The sequence below is a fragment of the Pseudomonas helvetica genome, assembly GCF_039908645.1.
Classification (GTDB): domain Bacteria; phylum Pseudomonadota; class Gammaproteobacteria; order Pseudomonadales; family Pseudomonadaceae; genus Aquipseudomonas; species Aquipseudomonas helvetica.
Window position 1 is genome coordinate 2,948,903 of the sequence record NZ_CP150917.1, and the last position, 16,609, is coordinate 2,965,511.

Sequence of the window (16,609 nt, forward strand, 5' to 3'; positions counted from 1 at the left end):
CCTGATCAAGGCATTACGAACCCGCCGTTGACCGGCAGGGTTTGTCCAGTGATGAAACGGGCGAGGTCGGACAGCGCGAAGAGCACGGCGCCGCTGACGTCCTCGGGGAGTTGCGGGCGTTGAATGGCCCGCTGCTCGTTGTACAAACGGTGACGTGCTTCAGGCACATAGGCGGTGGCTTCGACCAGCACCAGGCCAGGCGCGATGGCGTTGACCGTGATGTTGTCGGTACCCAGTTCGCGGGCCAGGCTGCGGGTCATGGCGATGATTGCGCCCTTGCTTGCGACATACGCCAGCAGGTTCGGCGCGCCCCACAGCGGCGTGTCGGATGCCAGGTTGACGATGGCGCCATGACCGCTGGCGCGCAGGGCCGGCAGGCACGCCTTGGTCATCAGCCAGGTGCCGCGGACATTGACGTGCATGACCTGATCCCAGGTATCGAGGCTCAGCTCTTCGCACGTCTTGCCACCGGAATTGGTGATCGAGGCGTTGTTCACCAGACCGTCGAGGCCACCCAGCAGCCGGGTGGTTTCAGCCACGCAGGTGTCGATCGAGTCGGGTTGCGCCAGATCGACGGCCACGCCATGAACGGTCAGGCCTTCGGCGACCAGCTCGGCGGCCGATTGCTGAACACGCTCGGCGAGAATGTCGGCGATCACCACGTGGGCGCCGGCCCGGCCGATGGCCTGGGCAAAGGCATAACCCAACCCGCGGGCGCCACCGGTGACCAGCACCCGACGGCCTTCGAGCAAACGATTGAGGGTCGTCATCATTGGGTACTCAGCATGGCTTTGGGCATGTAGTGCAGGACGCGTTTCTCGGTCCAGACCACCGCGCCATAAGCGAGTACACCGATCAGCGTGAGCATGACGATGGCCACGAACACACCCGCGGTATTGCCCTGGCCTTCGGCATCGACCAGCAGGAAGCCCAGGCCCTGGTTGCCACCGACCAGTTCACCGACGGTGACGCCGATCACGGCCAGGGTCGACGCTATGCGCAGGCCGGAGAACAGTGCGGCCATGGCCGAAGGGAATTCCACCAGGCGAAAGATCTGCCAGCGGCTGGCGTTCATCGTCCGGACGAGGTTGATCATGTCCGGGTCAACGGTGCGGATCGCCGACAGTACGTTGATCATCACCGGGAAGAACACGATCAGGATGGCGATCAGGATCTTCGGATAGATGGTGTAGCCCAGCCACATGACAAATAGCGGAGCGAAGGCGACTTTCGGGGCGATTTGCAGCGCCAGAATGTAGGGCGACAGCATGGCTTCGGCGGCGGGCGAGAGTCCCAGCGAGACACCGATGGCCACGCCGAGCAGGGCTCCCAGACCGAAGCCGACAATGATTTCGAACGCGGTAATCAGAGTGTGTTGCAGCAGACCTCCGGTTTGCCACATCACCAGGCTTTCCTGGGCCACACGGCTCAGTTGCGGCATGACGAATTCGGGCATGCCGAGCAGTCCCGGGCCCCACTGCCAGAGCACCAGGAACAGGATCAGCAGTGCAACGCTGCCCAGCACGGAGTTATTAAGGTTTTTCATCGTGTCGGTACCTTGTTGTCACTCGCCGTTATTGCGCGGCTGTTTGGGTGTCGATGAATTGATTGGTGTACAGCTCGTCGAGTTTTGGCTCATGGCTGACGATGCCTTCGCTGACGTAGAACTGACGGACCGCTTCAAGTCGTGCCGGATCGATTCGGCCCAGAACGGCCTGATTGGCATAGACATGCTCGACGTAGAGCCTGAAGATTTTCTCCAGCGACGCTTCCTTGCCGGCATAGGCGGGGACAGCCTTGGCGAAGGTGACCGCGGCGGCTTTGGGGTCCTGAATGATGTCGCGCATGCCTTGCAGGGTGGCCTGGACCACGCCGCGAACAATCTCGGGGTGATGCTCGATGGCATCGTCGGAAGCGAGGATCGCCTGGGCCATGCTCTCGAAAATCTGCGATTGAGGGATCAGCTTGATCTTCGCGCCGGCTTCTTCGGCGTTGACCACCCAGTCCGGCACGCCGGCCATTGCCTGGGCTTTGTCGGCCGAGAACAACTGCCAGACGCCCGAAGGCCCGGCTGCCTGAATGTTCACATCGTTTTTGCTCAGGCCGGCTCGGCGTAGAGAGGCGAGCAAGGCGTAGTAGGTGGTGTCCGAGTAGGACATCACGGTCATCGTCTTGCCTTTGAGGTCGGTGATCGAGTTGATGTTTTCGGCTGCATTGGTGGCAATCATCGTCACGCCGCCGGCGCCCAGCACCGCGACGGCGCGCACTGGAATACCGTTGGCCCGCACCACAATCGGGGTATCACCCAGAGCACCGCCGAGCATGGCGTTACCGGCACCGATCTGTTTCGCCACATCCACACCGCCCTTGGCAGCGATGAAGGTCATGTTCAGGTTCTGGGCGGTGTAGTAACCCTTCTGCTGCGCGATGATCCACGGGGCGAACGCCGGTAGGTTCGGCGGCGCCGGCAACAAGTAAGTCACGTCGGTCGACTGCGCCTGGGCGGCGAAAGCCATGCCCAGGCCGAGCGCGATACCGGTGACCTGGCTGAAGCGTTGAAACAGAGACTTGAACATGCGTACTCCTGATTCGGTTGATGGCCACAACGGCGTTGATCAATGCAGCTCGGTGTCTTCGCCGACTTGCAGCAACTCCATCAGGCGACCGACCAGCGGGCCGATTTCCGGCAGCTTGCGGCGCTCCAGCGGGTTGTCACGAAACGGCAAATCGACAGTGATCTCTTCGATGATGGTGCCCGGGCGGGCACTCATGACCAGCAGCCGGTCGGACATGGCAATGGCTTCGATCAGGTCATGGGTAATGAACAGAGCGGTTTTCTTTTCATCGAACAGCATCCGCGCCATGTCCTGCTGCAGGATCATCTTGGTCTGCGCATCGAGGGCCGAGAACGGTTCGTCGAGGAACAGCACTTGCGGGTCGATGGCCAGGGTGCGAGCCAGGGCAGCGCGTTGACGCATGCCACCCGACAGCTGGAACGGGTAGTGGTCGGCAAAGCCTTGCAGGTGGCAACGATCGAGCAGATCTTTGGCTACGGCCTGACGCTTGGCCGCCGGCACACCTTGAATTTCCAGACCCAGTTCGACATTGCGACGAATGCTGCGCCACGGCATCAGCAGGTCTTTTTGCAGCATGAACGCGACCTGACGGACCGGGCCGGTGACCGCTTCACCAGCGACGAAGACCTCGCCTTCGGTCGGCCGATACAGCCCGGAGCCCATATTGAGAATGGTGCTCTTGCCGCAACCGGAAGGGCCGATGATCGACACCACTTCACCGCGGCGAATCTTGAAGTTGACCTCGCGAATGGCAAATGGCGCTTCGGACTTTCCTTTGGCCGGGAAACATTTGCCGACATTGCGAAATTCAATTTCGGTGGGCTCCTGATCTTCCTTGGGAGCGGGCTTATTCCATTGAGGGGCGATGGCGTACATCTCGTTCACAGCCATTGGAAAGGGTCTCTGGTCTGTTTTATAGGTGATACGTTGTTTAGTGCATGAACAATGCCAGAGACTTGCCAAGTTGGTTTTTTGTTTAAAAACCCTTTCTTATTAATGAGTTACTGAAAATTCAGTATTTATTGGATGTTTCATATATAAAACGTGGTTTCTTATATGGCACGAAATTGCACGTTGAATGTGTAGGGCAGGGGGAATTACGAGAAGGGGGCGCTTTTATAGGTAACGCCGGATGCGAGGAAATGACGGATTTGTTTTAAATATGAAACGAACTGCTGAATGTGCGTTGTGCAGTTGAGAGTTTCGTTCCTGTTATCGCTTGGTCTCTAAACGCTTTCAGACACGTCAATCTGAAGTGCAAGCATGAGCTTCGTGGCGATGGCTGACGATGGGTCTATCGCTGCATCCACCATCACGTTCACGGCAGTCTGCGCCAGTGCCACGACGGGATGCGACAGTACGGCTTGAACAATGCCGTCACGCAGGGCCGCTTGGGTGATGGGTGTCAGGTCGTGGCATACAACTGTGGGAAGCGCGACGTTCTGGGCTTTCAGCTCGCGCAGGGCGTTGATGACGCCCTCGATACCGCCGCCGGCCACGTACAAGCCGACAAGGTCGGGCTGACTGCTCAGGAGGTCGAGCGTGCCGGCATAGGCGAACTCTTCGTCCTCCAGGGTGAGGCGTGTTGCCAATAGCTCCCAGTCTTGGGATTGCTCCGCAAGAAAGGAGCGCACGCTCATTTCGCACAGTTCCTGGCACTGAAAACGCTGCGTTCCTACCATCACCGCCACAGGCCCCGCGTGGGGCGCCAGGTTCTTGATGAACCAACCAGCCGTGCGCCCCATTGACCGGTTGTCGACACCGACATAGCTGGCGCCAGCCGACGCACTCAGCTCGGAAACCAGAGCAACAACGGGAATGCCGGCGGCACGCAACTGCGCCATCGCTTCGCGCACGGCGGGATGATCTGCCGCCACCAAACCCAGAGCATCGACCTCTCCTTGTAGCTTGAGGATGCGTTGTGCAGTGGCGGCCGGGGCGAGGTCATCGATGTAATGAATCATCACCCGAACCTGGGCGCGGACGCTGGATGCCGCTGCCTCGGCCAAGGCCTTGGCCAGCCCTTGATAAAACGCCACGCCACGCTTTTGTAGCAGAAACCCCAGGCGTACGGTCGGTCGCTGCTGAAGCAGGCGTTGCTCGATCACATTGCGACCGTAGAAGCCCAGCCGGGCAGCGGCTTCGGCAATGCGCCGCGCAGTATCGGCGCGAACGTTGGCACGCAGATTCATCACCCGATCCACGGTGGACAGGCTAACGCCGGCGGCCTCGGCGACATCTTCCATGGTTGAACGACGGCCGGCCGGGTGATGGGTCTCTGACATGAAATGAAAGGCTCTTTAATGTTTTTGACGGGTTCTGACAGGTATGGCTGCAGGACTATAGCAGTCGTGCACCCTGGCAACTTAGGATTTCTCCGAGCGAAACAGCACCACTCATAACAACAATCATCGGAACCTGACATGACCCTCCATATCTCCACTGCACCCTGTTGCTGGGGCGTAGACGACGTCAACAATCCTCATCTGCCAGCGTGGCAACAGGTGCTCAGCGAAGCCGCGCAAGCCGGGTATCGCGGCATCGAACTGGGGCCGTATGGCTACCTGCCGCTAGACGCTGCGGCAGTCCGCACGGTGCTCGCCGAGCAGGGCCTGCATGTGGTGGCCGGCACTGTATTCGACAATCTGGTCGATCCGGCCAATCTGCCGAACGTGCTGACACAAACCCGAAATATTTGTGCCTTGCTCAAGCAACTGCCAGCAGTGCCGCAGGAACCGGGGCAGCGCTTCGCCATGCCTTGCCTGGTGGTTATCGACTGGGGGCATGAGGAACGTGACTACGCGGCCGGACACTCCGAACGAGCACCGCGTCTGGCACCTGACGCCTGGCGGGGCATGATGAATCACATCCGGGCCATTGCTGATCTGGCCTGGCTGGAGTTCGGCGTTCGTACGGTGATTCACCCGCATGCCGGCGGCTACATCGAGTTCGCCGACGAGCTGGCGCAATTGGTTGCCGACATTCCCTACGAAGTGGCCGGTCTATGCCTGGACACCGGCCATCTCTACTACGCCGGCATGGACCCGGTTCAGACCCTGCGCCAGTACGCGGATCGTCTGGATTACCTGCATTTCAAAGACATTGATCAGGCGGTGTTCGATCAGGTATTGGGTGAGCACATCAGCTTTTTCGGGGCCTGCGCCAGGGGCGTGATGTGCCCGATCGGCCAGGGTGTCATCGACTATCGCGCCTTGCGTGAGCTGATCACCGAGCTCGGTTACCAGGGCTACATCACCGTCGAGCAAGAACGCGATCCGCGTAACGTCCATGGCAGCCTGCGCGACGTTGCTGCCAGCCGCGCCTACCTCTCTCAAGCAGGTTTCTGATTTCTCTCACGCAAGGGACTTATCGATGATCAATGGCAGCAAGCGTATTCCCGAACCTCTTCGTTGGGCCATGGTTGGCGGTGGACGCGACAGTCAGATTGGCTACATCCACCGCAGCGCGGCATTGCGTGACCAGTCGTTTGTGCTGGTCGCTGGCGCCTTCGACCTGAACCCGGAGCGCGGTCGGGCGTTCGGCGTGGAACTGGGAGTCGACCCCGAACGCTGCTATGCCGACTATCGCAGCCTGTTTGAAGGTGAGGCAGGGCGGCCGGATGGCATCCAGGCGGTTTCAGTGGCGACGCCCAATGGCACCCATTTCGCAATCACCAAGGCCGCCCTGGAAGCAGGGTTGCACGTGGTCTGCGAAAAGCCGCTGTGCTTCACCCTCGAGGAGGCGCAGACGCTGCGGGAAATTGCCGTGTCAAACAACAGGGTAGTGGGGGTGACCTACGGCTACGCCGGACATCAACTGATCGAACAGGCCCGGCACATGATTGCCCAGGGCGAACTGGGCGAGATTCGCATGGTGCACATGCAGTTTGCCCATGGTTTCCATTGCGAGCCGGTGGAGGCGCAAAGCGAGGCGACCCAATGGCGAGTCGATCCGCGTTTCGCCGGCCCCAGCTATGTACTGGGAGATGTCGGCACCCATCCGCTGTACCTGTCGGAAGTCATGCTGCCCGAACTCAAGATCAAAAGGCTGCTATGCACCCGTCAGAGCTTTGTCAAAAGCCGCGCACCGCTTGAGGACAATGCCTACACGCTGATGGAATACGAAGGCGGGGCAATGGGCAGTGTGTGGTCAAGCGCCGTGAACGCCGGCTCCATGCACGGCCAGAAAATTCGCGTGATCGGCTCTAAAGCCAGCCTCGAGTGGTGGGACGAGCGGCCAAACCAGCTGTCATTCGAAGTCCAGGGCAAACCCGCGCAAGTGCTGGAGCGCGGCATGGGGTATTTGCATCCCGATGCAGTGCTCGATGACCGAATCGGTGCGGGGCACCCGGAAGGGCTCTTCGACGCGTGGTCCAATCTTTACTACCGTTTCGCCGTGGCTATGGACGCCGCCAACCGCGGCAATCATGAGCGCTTGGCGACGCTGCGCTATCCGGATATCCATGCCGGAGTCGAAGGTGTTCGCTGGGTCGAGCGCTGTGTCCAGTCTGCGGACAAAGGCGGGGTCTGGGTCGATTACTGAGACGAGTTCAGCGGTGTGTCACCCTCCATAAAAACAAAGGGATTAACTCACCGCCAGCTAAAAGACTACTGAACGAAGTCACCGGCAATCGAAGTCAGTTCGGTCAGATGGTTGCCGGGCTTTGCTGAAAAGTAGCTTCGAGTGGGCGGCAGTCCACCGCCTGTTGCGTCGCATATCGAGGGTTGCCAGGTCATTAGTGAGCCGCGTCGGTGACTCCCCGGTGACTTCGCACAGCAGCGCTGTTATAGCTTCCCCGTTAACCGTGCCGTGCTCTTGTAGAAGATCCGCGACAGCGGTGACAGCGGGCCAGTAGTGACGCACCAGACAGCAGGAGCGGGCGATTGCCCGGGATTCGGCGTCGAGTAGCTTTCGTGCAGGCAGCAAACTGATCAATTCGTAACCCCGGCAGCGGTCCCCCCGGCCGCTGGCCCAGGTGAACTTGTCCGATTTGGTGCGCCTGTAGACTGCTTCGGCCACCGGGCCGGCGAAGCAGTCGAGAAGGTCGCGCTCAATAGAATCGATCATTGAGGGTAGGTATTCAGCAATCCCGGGCGCGTCGAAGGATGGGTGCGGGACCAGGTAATCAGCCTCGACCAACCCCTCTACGTTTTGCGGGTTGCCGCGCAGATCAATCATTGGGCCGGTGCAGGCTTCTGTCCTGGTGCGCACAGTGATGCGCTCGATGTGCTGACCATTCCACCAAAAAGCCAGGGCGTGGCCAGCTTCGTGGACGGCCGTGCAGCGCCGGCACTTATTCATGGTCTGGTGCTCTCCCGTACAGGCGTACGTCGTGTAACAGGTCTATTCCTTCCTTGGGTGTCAGGTAAAAGACTAGGCCTATCAGGACCGAATACGCCACCTATTAGCTGAGTGCTTTATAGGGGGCTAACCTTAACGGAGCGCTGGTGAAAACTGGCCGGTTGAGACCTGATAAGAGATACGAATAAGTCAGAAGCGTACTAGGCTTGCCGTGGGCCACCGTGCTGGTAACTCGATTGCCGCTGTCCGGATTGCCCGTGTGACCACGACGATCAATTGATCGAATTGTTGGCCCTGCAGCTTATGTCATTGATTTCGCTCGTCGCTATCGCGCGCCCACGCGGGGCCGGATAGCCGGATGAACACGACCAAAGGTAGCTCACACATGGCAACTGAATCGAAATGCCCGTTCAATCACGCCGCCGCGGGCGGTGGCCCGTCGAACCGCGACTGGTGGCCGAACCAACTCAATCTGAAGATCCTGCACCAACACTCATCCCTGTCCGACCCCATGGACGAGGGCTTCAACTACGCTGAAGCGTTCAAAAAACTGGACTTTTCAGCGCTCAAGAAAGACCTGCATGCGCTGATGACCGATTCGCAAGACTGGTGGCCTGCGGATTTCGGTCACTATGGGCCGTTCTTTATTCGCATGGCCTGGCACGCCGCAGGCACGTACCGCACCGGTGATGGGCGTGGTGGTGCCGGCTCCGGCCAGCAACGCTTCGCGCCGCTCAACAGTTGGCCGGATAACGTCAGCCTCGACAAGGCACGCCGACTGCTCTGGCCGATCAAGCAAAAGTATGGTCGTAACATCTCCTGGGCCGACCTGATCGTCCTCACCGGCAACGTCGCGCTGGAGTCCATGGGCTTCAAGACCTTTGGTTTTTCCGGAGGCCGTCCGGACGTCTGGGGACCGGATGAGGACGTCTACTGGGGCTCGGAAAAAACCTGGCTGGGGGGCGACGTGCGCTATGGCAAAGATGAGAGCCCTACTGTCCAGGAGCGCAACCTGGAGAAACCGCTTGCTGCGGTGCAAATGGGCCTGATCTACGTCAACCCGGAAGGCCCTGAGGGCAACCCGGACCCGGTCGCTGCTGCGGTGGATATCCGCGAAACCTTCGCTCGCATGGCGATGAATGACGAAGAAACCGTGGCATTGATCGCCGGCGGCCACGCCTTCGGCAAAGCCCACGGTGCCGGGCCTGCAACCCATGTCGGCGCCGACCCCGAAGCCGCTGGCCTCGAACAGCAGGGCCTGGGCTGGAAGAGCAGCTTTGGCACCGGCAAAGGTGGCGACACGATCGCCAGCGGCCTGGAAGTGACCTGGACCACTACGCCCACGAAGTGGAGCAACAACTACCTGGAGAACCTGTTCGGTTTCGAGTGGGAACTGACCAAGAGCCCGGCCGGTGCGAACCAGTGGACAGCGAAAAACGGCGCTGGCGCGGGCATCATTCCCGATGCTCACGACCCGTCCAAGCGGCGTAATCCGACCATGCTGACCACGGACCTGTCCCTGCGATTCGACCCGATCTATGAACCGATTTCACGGCGCTTCCTGGCCAATCCGGATCAGTTGGCCGACGCGTTCGCTCGCGCCTGGTTCAAGCTGATCCACCGCGACATGGGGCCGCTCTCGCGCTACCTCGGTCCGGAAATGCCGAACGAAGAGCTCATTTGGCAAGACCCTATTCCAGCGGTCGACCATGCACTGGTCAACGACAGTGACATCGCCTCACTCAAGAGCAAGCTTCTGGCGTCGGGCCTGACAGTCTCGCAGCTTGTATCAACTGCCTGGGCGGCGGCGTCCACCTTCCGAGGCTCCGACAAGCGCGGTGGCGCCAACGGTGGGCGCCTGCGCCTGGCCCCGCAGAAGGACTGGCCGGCCAACCAGCCTGCGAAACTGGCGAACGTGCTGGCGACCCTCGAGAAAATCCAGAGCGAGTTCAACAGCGCGCAGACTGGCGGCAAGAAGATCTCGCTGGCGGACCTGATCGTGCTGGCCGGCTGTGCTGGTGTCGAACAGGCGGCGAAAAATGCCGGTCACACCGTCACGGTGCCTTTCACTCCAGGGCGGATGGACGCGAGCCAAGAGCAGACGGATGTCGAATCCTTCGGGTTTCTCGAACCCATCGCCGATGGCTTCCGCAATTACCTCAAGACCCGATACCGCGTACCGGCCGAGGCGTTACTGATCGACAAGGCGCAACTGCTGACTCTCACCGCGCCAGAAATGACGGTGCTGATTGGCGGCCTGCGCGTGTTGAACACCAACGTCGGACAAACCTCGCACGGGGTCTTCACCAAGAGAACTGAAGCGCTGACCAACGACTTCTTCACCAACCTGCTCGACATGGGCGTGGAATGGAAGCCGGTCTCGGACGCCAATGAAGAGTTTGAAGGACGCGATCGCAAAACCGGCGACCTCAAATGGACAGGCACTCGTGTCGATCTCGTCTTCGGCTCTAACTCGCAACTGCGGGCCTTGGCCGAAGTCTATGCCAGTAGCGATGCGCAGGAGAAGTTCGTGAAAGACTTCGTGGCAGCCTGGACCAAGGTGATGAATCTCGACCGTTTCGACCTCAGGTAACGCGAGCGTTGGACCCTGGATCCCGGAGTGGGCCACCTCGACCTGATCGTTCAGGTCGGGGGCTCCGGGAACAATCGACAAAATGAGAAGCATCGTCTACACGATGGGACAATCAGCCGGCGCGAGACATCGGTTGCTCTGTGCGCCGATCACGGCGTTTCGTCGCGATGTAGCTCGCGTCGACCTTATTCTCCAAGAAGGGACAGGGTCCTGGCGTCTGGCTCACCGGCGAAAAACTGGTCGAGGGCCTGCTGGAACAGGGGCTGTTCGGGTTTGATACTGGCGAATAGCGTGAGACAGGAGCGCAACTTCAGGTCATCGGGGTGGCCAAGGATGGCCAGCGCACTCTTGTCACTGTGTTGCAGGAGGGTACTGACGCTTTCCTCCAGCCGTGGCCCCAACACATCATGCAGCAGATAGGCCCGGGCTTCGGCAGCACCGGAAATGGCAAAGCGCTCGGCCATCTCGCTATGCCCGAGGCCCTGCAGTTGCGGGAAGATGAACCACATCCAGTGGCTGGTCTTGCGCCCGGCGCGCAACTCATCCATGACTCGGCTGAAAACCGGGCGCTGGGCCTCGACGAAACGACGAAGATTGAAGGGATCGTGCATGCTTGTACTCCCTCAATTGGCAAACACTGCAAACGCGCTATTACTTTTTGCACTCCGCTGTCACCACATGGCAGGTACTCGGCGTGCCACCGGATTGGCCGGCATAGCGTTTGCAATTATCCAGGGATTTTTGCCGAGCCACGCCCAAAGTGGAGCCCCAGGCCAAGCCGCCTTCGCCGGCAGAGGGTAGCGCTTTTGCGTAGCAGTTCGAGGCTGTGCTTGAGGTCGAATAGCGGTGTGCGGCAGTTTTGCCTGAGCATCCGGCGGTCAGCGCCAGGTTGATGGCGAGCAGGGAGATCAGGGCCCATGACGAGCATTGGCGCGCTGTGATTCTGGTCATGCCGTTTCCCCTGTATCAAGAGTGTGGTCGTGTTCTATTCAGATTAGACAGTGTTGCGCCTGCCCTTGGACCGGTTCAGCGGACCGAGTGCATGTGGGGGCGTTTTTGCCGGGCTGGCTCTTTTCAGTTGGTGATTGTCCAAAAGAGCCGCGCAAAGAACAACGGCTCGTCAGATATAACGAGCCGCTGTTGAGAACGTGCTTATCGGGGGAAGTTCACGAATGTCGGATCGGCCTCAAAGGTGATCCGCATCAATCACCGCCTTGGCGAACGCCTGCGGAGCCTCCTGCGGCAGGTTGTGGCCGATGCCGCCGCTGATCAACCGGAACTCGTATTTACCGGTGAAGCGCTTGGCGTAATCCTCGGGGGCAGGGTGTGGCGCGCCGTTGGCGTCGCCTTCAAGGGTGATGGTCGGCACGCTGATGGACGGCGCCTTGGCCAGTTTCTGCTCTAAAGCTTCGTATTGGGGCTCGCCTTGAATCAGGCCCAGGCGCCAGCGGTAGTTGAACACGGTGATGTCGACATGGTCGGGGTTGTCCAGTGCCTTGGCGCTACGATCGTAGGTGGCGTCATCGAACGCCCATTTCGGCGAAGCCGTTTGCCATATCAACTTGGCGAAGTCGTGGGTGTTTTTCTCGTACCCGGCGCGACCGCGGTCAGTGGCGAAGTAAAACTGATACCACCACTGCAATTCAGCCTTCGGCGGCAGCGGGTTCTTGCCGGCCGCCTGGTTACCGATCAGATAGCCGCTGACCGAGACCAGTGCCTTGACCCGTTCTGGCCATAGCGCCGAGACGATGTCAGCCGACCGCGCGCCCCAATCATAGCCACCGAGCACGGCTTGCTTGATCTTCAGTGCATCCATGAAGTCGATGACGTCACTTGCCAGCGCGGTCGGTTGGCCATTGCGAAGAGTTTTTTCGGATAGAAAATGCGTATCTCCGTAGCCGCGCGCATATGGCATCAGCACTCGATAGCCCTTTGCTGCAAGTAAGGGTGCGACCTCGTCATAGCTGTGAATGTCGTACGGCCAGCCGTGCAGAAGAATCACCACCGGTCCATTGGCCGGGCCTGTTTCGGCGTATGCCACGTTCAGTAGTCCGGCGTTGACATGCTTCAGTGGGCCGAACGGAGAGGGTGCCGCATGAGCGGTACTAGCATTGATCACAGCTGGCTGTGCGGTTGCGGTCGTTTGCGCGTGGGCCGCGCCGAGAGTGCCAAACAGGCTGAGCGCGAGGACTGACGAGCCGACCAGACGGTGGCGTGTTTTACCGGTTTTGTTGTTTTGCACTGCCATCTTCATGGTGATGTCTCCGTTACAAGTTGTTGACTGCAGAGTCTGGCTGATTCCCTTCAAACCTTGCTTGCATTTGAAGGCGGTGACGTATCGGGCCTGTGTCGAATCGCAGGCCAGATGAAAGCCTGCATGTCGAGATGTTATTCAGAAACACTGCCATGCACAGCGTATCAGCAGATTTGCTATGGGATGACCCCCTGCATTCGTCATGAGGCGGATCATCCTGGCAGGCCGCGTCCTTGCGAAGATCGGCCAAAAGCAGCCCATAACCAGGGTTCGCTTTGGGCCGATGCGCAAGCGCCAGGTTTGGGGCGAGCCATGGTCTTGATCGCATAAAGTTGAAATGCACGGCGTTGCCCGACAGAATCGCGCCCCGATCCAGCCAATGGTGCCGGACGTTCGTGGTGAAAAGGGGCAGCAGTTGAACGAACAGACATTGTCCATGCGCCTGGAGCGCGTGGCGTGGCATGTGCCAGAAGGTGCACGGCTGGCCGATATCGGCTCGGATCATGGCTACCTGCCGGTGGCGTTGATGCGCCGTGGCGCTATCGCGGCGGCGGTGGCCGGCGAGGTGGCATTGACGCCGTTTTACTCAGCCGAACGCACCGTGCGCGAGAACGGCCTGGACCAGCGGATCAGCGTGCGCCTGGCCAACGGCCTGGCAGCGATCGAGCCGGGAGACGGGATCACGGCGATCAGCATCTGCGGGATGGGCGGCGAGACGATCCGCGACATCCTCGACAGTGGCAAAGCGCGCCTGAGCGGCCAGGAGCGCCTGATCCTGCAGCCCAACGGCGGCGAGCAGCCACTGCGCCAATGGCTGATGGAAAATGGTTACTGCATCCTCTGTGAGGAACTGCTGCGGGAAAACCGCTTCGACTACGAAATCATCGTCGCCGAGCGCGCCGGGCCGGTGATGTACAGCGCCGAGGAGCTGTACTTCGGCCCGCTGCAGATGCAGGCCCGCAGTCCGGTGTTCCTGGCCAAGTGGCAGCGCATACTGCGCGAGAAGCACAAGACCCTGAGCAACTTCGCCCGGGCGCGGCAGGCCGTGCCCGAGGAGAAGGTGCAGGACATCGTCCGGCAAGTACGGTGGATCAGCGACCTGCTGGCTTGAGCCTCGGTCCAGGGGGTTGTACGGAAAGCCACCGAGCGGCGATGTTGCGGGCTATTCAGCGGCGCCACGATCCATCAGGCAATTCAACCTGCCGCTGAGCCGCAGCCAAGGCAACCTTCAGCCCCTGTTTATCCAATGGGATGCAGTAGGCGGGTTTAGCCCGTTCGAATCGCCAGCTGTCATCAAGATTGCCAGCATCGACAGCGTCGAACCCAATCTCGTCCAGCAATGTGGTCACCAGGGCTTTTGCGACCGGGTCATCCGCAGCGATCGGCAGTGCGCGTCGGTTGGGTGCCGCTTTCGGGCGCGAGTCCTGAACCAGGTCTTGAGCGAGGATTGCGTTAAAAACCTTGACCACCCTGGAGTCGGGCAGATGCTCGGCAAGCAGGCGGCTGGTGGTGGTTTCGAATCGGTCCAGGATGGGAATGTGGCCGTCTCGCTCCGGGTAGTAGTTGTTGGCATCCAGGACGGTTTTGCCCTCTAGCCACTTGGCCGGCACGCTTCGGTAATGCGCCAGGGGGATTGCCACAAGTACAACTTCGCCGAATCGTGCTGCCTCTTCGACAGTGCCGACCTGACTGCCAGGAATGCCACTGAGCACGCTGCTCATGGTCTGTGGCCCACGTGAATTGCTGAGCATCGCCTCGTGTCCCGCTGCGATGACCAATTGCGCCACTGAACGTCCTATGAAACCTGCCCCAATAATGCCGATACGCATGTCCTTGCTCCGCTGGTTGGTAAGAAGAAACCATGATGATTGCCAACCAATGGCAGATAAATAATCATCGGCTACTTAGTCTCGTTACCGGGAGTGTTGAATGATGGATCGCTTGACGAGCATGAGCGCTTTTGTGATGGCGGCGGAGTCAGGCTCCTACGCCCGCGCTGCAGAGCGATTGGGCATGTCGCCGCAGATGGTGGCCAAGCATGTTGCCGCTCTTGAGCACCGGCTGGGGGCGCGGCTACTGAACCGTACTACCCGGCGGCAGAGCCTGACTGAACTGGGGAGTGCTTACTATGAACGCTGCAAGCATATTGTGAGCGAAGCCCAGGCTGCCGACTCCCTTGCGCAGATCATGAACGACACCCCTCGTGGCAAACTGAAAATCAGTGCTCCCGTGACTTTCGGTTCCTATAGCCTCATGCCGTTCATGACGGATTTTTTGCGTCACCACCCTGAAGTGGAAATCGATCTGCATTTGACGGATCGCTTCGTCGATCTGGTGGAAGAGGGCTATGAAGTGGCTTTCCGGATCGGTCCCTTGACCAACTCCAGTTTGACCGCCAGACCGTTGGCGCCTTATCGGCTGGTGGCCTGCGCAACACCGAGCTACCTGATTGAACGCGGAACGCCACAAACACCGGCTGATCTCGAGAACCATGAATGTTTGGGATTTGCCTATTGGTCCCGTCCGGCCGACCGCGAATGGCAGTTCTGCAAGGGGTCCACCGTTCATAAGGTACAGGTCACCAGTCGCTTGCAAGTCAACGAGAGCAAGGCACTGCTGTCAGCCGCGCTTGAGGGGTTTGGAATTGTCCTTGGATCCGAAGACTTTCTTCAGCCGGCGCTGCAAAGCGGCGAGTTGGTGCGGCTGTTAACTGATTTCGAAGCGCCGAGCCGACACATGCATTTGCTCTACACGGCAAATCGCCAGAGAACCGCCAAACTCCGACGATTCATCGAGGCTGCAATCGCCCGCTTTGGTGCGATTTGAGCCGGCTTTTGAGTTGTCCAAGCCGCATTGACCTGTGATTGATCCCGATCGCAGGTTACCGCGTCATTGACTGGATGCTTTTTTCCATTCCCTGTACGCCAGCGGCAAACACACCGCACACGGTCGATAGCCCGCCGCGCGGGCTATGGCTTCATCGGCAAAAAACACCCGGTGCGCGACATAGCCACCACGGGCAATGGCCCGCAGTGCAGCAGGGCAGTCCAGTCGACCGTAAATTCGGGATCGTCGATGACCACCCATTTGTCCGGGTTCGGCGCTGTCTAGCGGTTCGCCCTGAGCATTGATCAACACAAAGCGTTTCATGGGTTCGGCACTCGCCACAAATACCAGGCCGCGACGGTTCTATAGGGGCTCCATGCCTGACCGATATCGACCATCTGCTTGCGGCTTGGCTGTTGCTCCAGGCCCTTGAGACGGCGGTAGCCGTCGCGCACGCCAAAGTCGTCGGCGGGCAGGATGTCCATGCGTTCGAGGGTGTAGATCAGCAGCATCTCGACAGTCCAGCGGCCGACACCGCGTAACCGGGTCAGGCGTTCGATCAATTCGTCGTCGCTCATCGACAGCGCGTTTGAACGATCCGGCACCAGCCCCTCCAGTGCGCCTTGGGCGATACCGTGAAGCGTGGCGATCTTGCTGCCGGAGAAACCACAGCCGCGCAGCACCTCGAATTCACAGGCCAGCAATTGCTCGGGCGTCGGGAACGGCGAGTCGGGAAACAGCGCGATCAAACGCCCGAGAATGGCATCGCCGGCCTTGGCATGGAGTTGCTGATAAGCAATGGCCCGAACCAGCGCTTCGTAGGGATCACGAGCCGGTTTTGGCTGATGCAGGCACGGGCCGATGGCGGCGATGTGCCGCGCCCAGTCCGGGTCGATGGCGGACAGGTAGTGGCTGGCGGGGTGATAGGGCATGGAAATTCCAGGCAGAAGTTCAGGTACTGCAGGCAGATTAAAGATCTGCCCGCTGGATCGCACCCGGTCTCTTGCGCTCAAACTTTCGCGTAGGTTGCAGCGCTATAAAACTCCAGCTACCGACAGT

General features: G+C 59.9%; 17 protein-coding genes. 5 read left to right on the top strand and 12 right to left on the bottom strand.

The features are described 5' to 3' along the window. Nucleotides 1–5: 5 nt before the first annotated feature. The 5 genes from AABM55_RS13565 to AABM55_RS13585 all read right to left on the bottom strand — a co-directional run bounded on the left by AABM55_RS13565 (nt 6) and on the right by AABM55_RS13585 (nt 4,861). Nucleotides 6–773 carry an SDR family oxidoreductase gene (locus AABM55_RS13565; protein WP_173859995.1) on the bottom strand — a complete coding sequence of 256 codons (768 nt, stop codon included), beginning with the start codon at nt 771–773 and terminating at the stop codon, nt 6–8. Next, entirely contained in the window at nt 770–1,546 is a 777-nt protein-coding gene (locus AABM55_RS13570) for an ABC transporter permease (RefSeq protein WP_054597071.1), read from the bottom strand. The genes AABM55_RS13565 and AABM55_RS13570 overlap by 4 nt, the downstream gene beginning before the upstream one ends. Before the next feature lie 28 nt (nt 1,547–1,574). Next, entirely contained in the window at nt 1,575–2,576 is a 1,002-nt protein-coding gene (locus AABM55_RS13575; RefSeq protein ID WP_347929855.1) for an ABC transporter substrate-binding protein, read from the bottom strand. 39 nt (nt 2,577–2,615) lie between these two features. After that, nucleotides 2,616–3,452: an ABC transporter ATP-binding protein gene (locus AABM55_RS13580; protein WP_054598309.1), complete on the bottom strand. Its 837-nt coding sequence runs from the start codon at nt 3,450–3,452 to the stop codon at nt 2,616–2,618. 350 nt (nt 3,453–3,802) lie between these two features. Then, nucleotides 3,803–4,861 (bottom strand): LacI family DNA-binding transcriptional regulator, encoded by a 1,059-nt coding sequence (locus AABM55_RS13585; RefSeq protein WP_347929856.1) that lies wholly within the window; start codon nt 4,859–4,861, stop codon nt 3,803–3,805. Nucleotides 4,862–4,999: 138 nt separating this feature from the next. Between AABM55_RS13585 and AABM55_RS13590 the strand changes: the two genes are divergently transcribed. Continuing rightward, on the top strand, nt 5,000–5,923 hold the full coding sequence (locus AABM55_RS13590; protein ID WP_347929857.1) for a TIM barrel protein: 924 nt from the start codon (nt 5,000–5,002) through the stop codon (nt 5,921–5,923). Between the two features lie 25 nt (nt 5,924–5,948). Then, nucleotides 5,949–7,118: a Gfo/Idh/MocA family protein gene (locus AABM55_RS13595; RefSeq protein WP_103314407.1), complete on the top strand. Its 1,170-nt coding sequence runs from the start codon at nt 5,949–5,951 to the stop codon at nt 7,116–7,118. 78 nt (nt 7,119–7,196) lie between these two features. On the opposite strand, the gene AABM55_RS13600 is transcribed toward AABM55_RS13595, so the two are convergent. Next, the gene (locus tag AABM55_RS13600) at nt 7,197–7,877 is read right to left on the bottom strand and encodes a hypothetical protein (RefSeq protein WP_347929858.1); all 681 of its coding nucleotides are present in this window, start codon (nt 7,875–7,877) and stop codon (nt 7,197–7,199) included. A gap of 358 nt (nt 7,878–8,235) precedes the next feature. Between AABM55_RS13600 and katG the strand changes: the two genes are divergently transcribed. Further along, nucleotides 8,236–10,470 carry a catalase/peroxidase HPI gene (katG, locus tag AABM55_RS13605; RefSeq protein ID WP_347929859.1) on the top strand — a complete coding sequence of 745 codons (2,235 nt, stop codon included), beginning with the start codon at nt 8,236–8,238 and terminating at the stop codon, nt 10,468–10,470. A gap of 185 nt (nt 10,471–10,655) precedes the next feature. Here katG and AABM55_RS13610 read toward each other — a convergent pair whose 3' ends face one another. The 3 genes from AABM55_RS13610 to AABM55_RS13620 all read right to left on the bottom strand — a co-directional run bounded on the left by AABM55_RS13610 (nt 10,656) and on the right by AABM55_RS13620 (nt 12,724). After that, nucleotides 10,656–11,081: a DUF1810 domain-containing protein gene (locus tag AABM55_RS13610; protein WP_347929860.1), complete on the bottom strand. Its 426-nt coding sequence runs from the start codon at nt 11,079–11,081 to the stop codon at nt 10,656–10,658. A gap of 40 nt (nt 11,082–11,121) precedes the next feature. Continuing rightward, nucleotides 11,122–11,421, bottom strand: a complete 300-nt coding sequence (locus AABM55_RS13615; RefSeq protein WP_347929861.1) for a hypothetical protein — start codon at nt 11,419–11,421, stop codon at nt 11,122–11,124. A gap of 235 nt (nt 11,422–11,656) precedes the next feature. Further along, a complete protein-coding gene (locus AABM55_RS13620; protein WP_103314412.1) occupies nt 11,657–12,724 on the bottom strand; it encodes an alpha/beta fold hydrolase in 1,068 nt (355 codons plus the stop codon). A gap of 415 nt (nt 12,725–13,139) precedes the next feature. On the opposite strand from AABM55_RS13620, the gene AABM55_RS13625 reads away from it, so the two are divergent. Then, nucleotides 13,140–13,835 (top strand): tRNA (adenine(22)-N(1))-methyltransferase TrmK, encoded by a 696-nt coding sequence (locus AABM55_RS13625; RefSeq protein WP_347930025.1) that lies wholly within the window; start codon nt 13,140–13,142, stop codon nt 13,833–13,835. Between the two features lie 55 nt (nt 13,836–13,890). Here the strand turns inward: AABM55_RS13625 and AABM55_RS13630 are convergent, their stop codons facing one another. Beyond that, nucleotides 13,891–14,553 carry an NAD(P)-binding domain-containing protein gene (locus tag AABM55_RS13630; RefSeq protein ID WP_347929862.1) on the bottom strand — a complete coding sequence of 221 codons (663 nt, stop codon included), beginning with the start codon at nt 14,551–14,553 and terminating at the stop codon, nt 13,891–13,893. Between the two features lie 100 nt (nt 14,554–14,653). Here AABM55_RS13630 and AABM55_RS13635 point away from each other — a divergent pair, with 100 nt between their 5' ends. Further along, nucleotides 14,654–15,550, top strand: a complete 897-nt coding sequence (locus AABM55_RS13635; RefSeq protein ID WP_347929863.1) for a LysR family transcriptional regulator — start codon at nt 14,654–14,656, stop codon at nt 15,548–15,550. A 63-nt stretch (nt 15,551–15,613) separates the two neighbouring features. On the opposite strand, the gene AABM55_RS13640 is transcribed toward AABM55_RS13635, so the two are convergent. Both AABM55_RS13640 and AABM55_RS13645 read right to left on the bottom strand, forming a co-directional pair. Continuing rightward, complete coding sequence (locus AABM55_RS13640; RefSeq protein WP_347929864.1) at nt 15,614–15,874, bottom strand: Ada metal-binding domain-containing protein; 261 nt, start codon at nt 15,872–15,874, stop codon at nt 15,614–15,616. Continuing rightward, on the bottom strand, nt 15,871–16,482 hold the full coding sequence (locus tag AABM55_RS13645; protein WP_347929865.1) for a DNA-3-methyladenine glycosylase: 612 nt from the start codon (nt 16,480–16,482) through the stop codon (nt 15,871–15,873). Before AABM55_RS13645 ends, AABM55_RS13640 begins: the two co-directional genes overlap by 4 nt. Nucleotides 16,483–16,609 lie beyond the last annotated feature (127 nt).

What these genes read in the sequence shown, in the direction of transcription:
- AABM55_RS13565 (WP_173859995.1), bottom strand. Translation starts at nt 773, where the DNA reads ATGATGACGACCCTCAATCGTTTGCTCGAAGGCCGTCGGGTGCTGGTC.
- AABM55_RS13570 (WP_054597071.1), bottom strand. Translation starts at nt 1,546, where the DNA reads ATGAAAAACCTTAATAACTCCGTGCTGGGCAGCGTTGCACTGCTGATC.
- AABM55_RS13575 (WP_347929855.1), bottom strand. Translation starts at nt 2,576, where the DNA reads ATGTTCAAGTCTCTGTTTCAACGCTTCAGCCAGGTCACCGGTATCGCG.
- AABM55_RS13580 (WP_054598309.1), bottom strand. Translation starts at nt 3,452, where the DNA reads ATGTACGCCATCGCCCCTCAATGGAATAAGCCCGCTCCCAAGGAAGAT.
- AABM55_RS13585 (WP_347929856.1), bottom strand. Translation starts at nt 4,861, where the DNA reads ATGTCAGAGACCCATCACCCGGCCGGCCGTCGTTCAACCATGGAAGAT.
- AABM55_RS13590 (WP_347929857.1), top strand. Translation starts at nt 5,000, where the DNA reads ATGACCCTCCATATCTCCACTGCACCCTGTTGCTGGGGCGTAGACGAC.
- AABM55_RS13595 (WP_103314407.1), top strand. Translation starts at nt 5,949, where the DNA reads ATGATCAATGGCAGCAAGCGTATTCCCGAACCTCTTCGTTGGGCCATG.
- AABM55_RS13600 (WP_347929858.1), bottom strand. Translation starts at nt 7,877, where the DNA reads ATGAATAAGTGCCGGCGCTGCACGGCCGTCCACGAAGCTGGCCACGCC.
- katG (WP_347929859.1), top strand. Translation starts at nt 8,236, where the DNA reads ATGAACACGACCAAAGGTAGCTCACACATGGCAACTGAATCGAAATGC.
- AABM55_RS13610 (WP_347929860.1), bottom strand. Translation starts at nt 11,081, where the DNA reads ATGCACGATCCCTTCAATCTTCGTCGTTTCGTCGAGGCCCAGCGCCCG.
- AABM55_RS13615 (WP_347929861.1), bottom strand. Translation starts at nt 11,421, where the DNA reads ATGACCAGAATCACAGCGCGCCAATGCTCGTCATGGGCCCTGATCTCC.
- AABM55_RS13620 (WP_103314412.1), bottom strand. Translation starts at nt 12,724, where the DNA reads ATGAAGATGGCAGTGCAAAACAACAAAACCGGTAAAACACGCCACCGT.
- AABM55_RS13630 (WP_347929862.1), bottom strand. Translation starts at nt 14,553, where the DNA reads ATGCGTATCGGCATTATTGGGGCAGGTTTCATAGGACGTTCAGTGGCG.
- AABM55_RS13635 (WP_347929863.1), top strand. Translation starts at nt 14,654, where the DNA reads ATGATGGATCGCTTGACGAGCATGAGCGCTTTTGTGATGGCGGCGGAG.
- AABM55_RS13640 (WP_347929864.1), bottom strand. Translation starts at nt 15,874, where the DNA reads ATGAAACGCTTTGTGTTGATCAATGCTCAGGGCGAACCGCTAGACAGC.
- AABM55_RS13645 (WP_347929865.1), bottom strand. Translation starts at nt 16,482, where the DNA reads ATGCCCTATCACCCCGCCAGCCACTACCTGTCCGCCATCGACCCGGAC.